This window comes from Streptomyces sp. NPDC048419, from assembly GCF_043200415.1.
Classification (GTDB): domain Bacteria; phylum Actinomycetota; class Actinomycetes; order Streptomycetales; family Streptomycetaceae; genus Streptomyces.
On sequence record NZ_JBICXT010000100.1, the window covers coordinates 1 to 3,443 of the forward strand.

The window sequence follows — 3,443 nt, forward strand, 5'->3', positions numbered from 1 at the left end:
GCTCGCCGGAGACAGGGCCACCCACTGGGCGCGGCTGCCCGCGCAGGAGTAACTGCCTGAGCTGCCCTTGCCCCGGCCTTCGACAGTGGTAAGGGAACGACCTGTCGTTGCCGGACCGGGTGCGGTGCATGGCCCGCTCTCGAGGGGCCCAGCAATCCAAGCACAACACCTGGAAAACCCGCCGGCTTCTGCGAAGCCATCCTCGCTAGGAAAATGAGTCAACCTGTAGCGGCCTCGTCCGGGTTGAGTGAGGAAGAATTGGCGGCTGAGGCGTCGGTGGCGGCTGCGGGTGTTGTTGACCGTCCCTTCGTCGGCGGGTGTGCCGAGGGGTTCGTGCAGCTCACGGGCTCTGAACACCTGGCCAGGATGCTGGTTGAAGGCGTTCACGATGGCCTGGTAGGTGGTGCTGGTCTGGGCGGGTCGGGTTCGGCTCCTGCCGGCGGGCCTCCGCGATGACCTTCGGGTGGTGTCCAGGTCCGAGGCGCGCCTGGGTCTCGGCCAGGGCAGAGGTCAAGTGCTTGATCTGCCGCGTAGTTCTGCGGGTCGGGCGGTGACTTCGTCGTGCTGGGCCTGGAGGCCGGCGAGAAGTTCGATGACGTTCACGCGGCCAGCCCATCACCGGGATCCGTCTGCGCAGACGGGTGCGCACCCCCTCCCGGACCCGGCAGCCTCACCGTTTCGGACCTGTTCCACGGGCCTTCACCGCCGCCGAGCCGGGGCGCAAATACATGGGTGACTTCACGTATCTCCCGCTGGCAGGCGGGAGTTTCTCTATCTCGCGATGGTGCTGGACCTGGCCACCCGCGAGGTCGTCGGCTGGTTCATCGTCGACCGCATGCGTACTGGTCTGGTCGCCGACGCGCTGCGGATGGCGGCCTCGACCCGCGGCGGCCTTGACGGCGCCGTGTTCCACTCCGTCAGTGAGTATGTGAAGTGCCGGATGTCCCGGGCTTCTTGACCTGCACAGCGATGGATGCGCCAGGATGGGTGTCGGGATGCTCTCGCGCCTCCTGACCCGCACTCCGATCGACGGCGCTGTCCTTACGGCTCCCGGGCCTTCACTGGCCTCTGCGACCAGCTCGGGGGTGACCCGGTCGATGGGCGTTGTCGCACCAGCGCCGGCGACGTGGCCTGCGAATGCTTCCACGCGTCCCTGAAACGCGAGACCCTCCAGGGGCCCGTGACTACGGTGACGCCGGCACCTGCCGCAGGATCGTCTTCGCCTGGCTGACCCGCTACAACACCCGCCGCCGGCACTCCGCCAACGGCCACCTCAGCCCCAACGAATACGAACGCCGACACCACACCGCTAAACTGACGCTCGCCGCGTGATCAACAACCGCGTGCCCACCTTCACGGGGGAAGGCCCCTGTACGTCCTCGGAGAGGACAACCTCGCCGCGGCGAGTCCCGATCTGCTGAGTAGCGATTACTCATGGACCACTTGCTCGAGTTTGATTGAGTTTAATTGTTCCGGTTTACGCATGTGCGGAATGCTGAACGGGTCTGGTCCCTCAATTGCTCGGGGGAGTTGAGTGAATGCAGGGAGTCGTCATCACCGAAGTGGGTGCCCTGCTCGCTGGGTGTGGCAACCGGGACGAATTATGGCGTCAGCCGTCACGCGCTGAGTCTCAGGTGCAACTACACCCGATCCTGGGCAGCATGGATGGCGTTTACCCCGTGGGAAAGAGGCGATCCACCTCGACATCGCCCTCGCGTCGTCCCTCGGACTGGGCGGACACAGCGCCGCCGTCGCCCTGATCCGCAGCGTATCTAGACCTATGAGAGGGGCTTGAATGACCCTGACCAACGCTGGAGCCGCACGCCTGGCTGGCATGCGCACCCGCGGACACTCCGTCCAGATCGCCGCCACTGGGTATGCCTATCCCAGTGTCCGTGTGGACAACGACGAATTCCTACGGCAGTGCCGGTTCCCGATCGACGACCCTGACCGCCTGATCGCGCAGACACGCATGGAAGCGCGCTATTGGTGCGGGCCAGATGAAAACACCTGGACGCTGGCTCGGGATGCAGCCGGGATGGCTCTAGCCGAGGACCCTGGCCTGGCAGAAGAGATTGATCTCGTGATCGTCACCTCTGGGACGACGCTGCCTTTCGCGAATCCGCCCGAGCCGGAAAACGCGGCCATGGCAGACCTCGCACCATTGATCTCCCGCGACATCCTGCAGCGCAAAGTGCTCGCCATGGACCTCAAGGCCTCCTACTGCACCGGCTTCCTGCGAAGTCTCCAGGTCGCCGATGCTCTCCTCAGCGGCTCCGACTACAGCACTGCCCTTATCGTTGCCACCGAGCAGAGCGGCCGCATTGCCGTATCAGAGAAAAATCAAACGAAATTCTGCTTCCTGTTTGGTGACGCCGCCGGCGCCGTTGTGTTGCGCCGCGGAGCGCCCGGCGCACCTGGCCTCATCGACCATGTCGGGTACACCGACGGGAGCAAGCACAGCTTGGTGGGCATCGGGCCGGACGGCGCGTCAACGATCAATCGTTCCAAGAATGAAACTCGGGAGATGTTCGTCGAATGTGCTCGCATGCTCCTGGAACGCAACGGCCTCACCCCACGGGACGTGGACTGGATGGTTCCGATCCAGACCCACATCGGACTCGTCAACGCGGTCGCCGCCGACCTGGACTGGCCGCAAGACCGGGTGCTGTCGTTCGGTAACACCACCGGCTTTACCGGTTCTGCAAGCATCCCTGCCTGTATCGCCGAGCAAAAGCGAAAAGGGCTGATCAACTCTGGCGACCTCATCCTATCGATAGCGGTCGGCGCCGGGATGAACTGCGCCGGATCACTATATTTCGCCTAGCCGGGAGACAGCGCTGGCTCAGGGGGCTCGTCAGGGGTGCTCGGAGCGCTAGTCCGTTGCTATGGCAGTTTCCGACGCGACGACAGCTCGTTCCCGGTTGCTCGAGCAGTGGAGCCGTGACATTTACGTCCAGCCGGGCATGCGACGCCTTCCCATGGATCGGTGCACGGCTTCGGGGCTCAAAGTGGTGGCGAAGCTTCTCCTCGATCGTGGACACCTGGAGACTGAGACCTGAGATTCCAGATGAAGTAGTACCAGTGGGAAGCAAGTACACGAAGTGGTACACGGAGGAGTTCAATCAGGACGCCATTCGCGCTCGTCGACTCCTCGGAAAAGAGGGTCACCGCGGTGGCCCGGGAACTCGACACCAGCTCGGAATCGATCGAGGTCCTGAAGAAACGACCGCCTTCTTCGTCAAGGAGAACGACCAGTGAACCTCTTTCATCCTGGGGTCTGAGGAGTGAAACAGGCTGGTCAGGTGGGGTGACGTGGCGAAGCCCCTCGTCGTTGGTGTGGTGATTTCACTCAACACGCCGACGGCCGGGGGGCTTCGTTGGTTCCGTATCCTTCCACGCTCGACGTCCCGCACGAGCTGGTCGAGCATGTCTCCTGGCTC

1 protein-coding gene and 2 pseudogenes are annotated in these 3,443 nt (G+C 63.8%); all 3 read left to right on the top strand.

Annotation, left to right across the window (positions count from 1 at the left end):
- Positions 1–751 precede the first annotated feature (751 nt).
- A pseudogene (locus tag ACGFYN_RS47975) lies at positions 752–958 on the top strand (DDE-type integrase/transposase/recombinase); the annotation flags it as partial.
- A gap of 837 nt (positions 959–1,795) precedes the next feature.
- Entirely contained in the window at positions 1,796–2,827 is a 1,032-nt protein-coding gene (locus tag ACGFYN_RS47980) for a 3-oxoacyl-ACP synthase III family protein (protein ID WP_393872256.1), read from the top strand.
- Between the two features lie 512 nt (positions 2,828–3,339).
- Positions 3,340–3,443: pseudogene (locus tag ACGFYN_RS47985) on the top strand (IS5/IS1182 family transposase); the annotation flags it as partial.

Coding starts and splice junctions, on each gene's coding strand:
- ACGFYN_RS47980 (WP_393872256.1), top strand. CDS start 1,796: ATGACCCTGACCAACGCTGGAGCCGCACGCCTGGCTGGCATGCGCACC.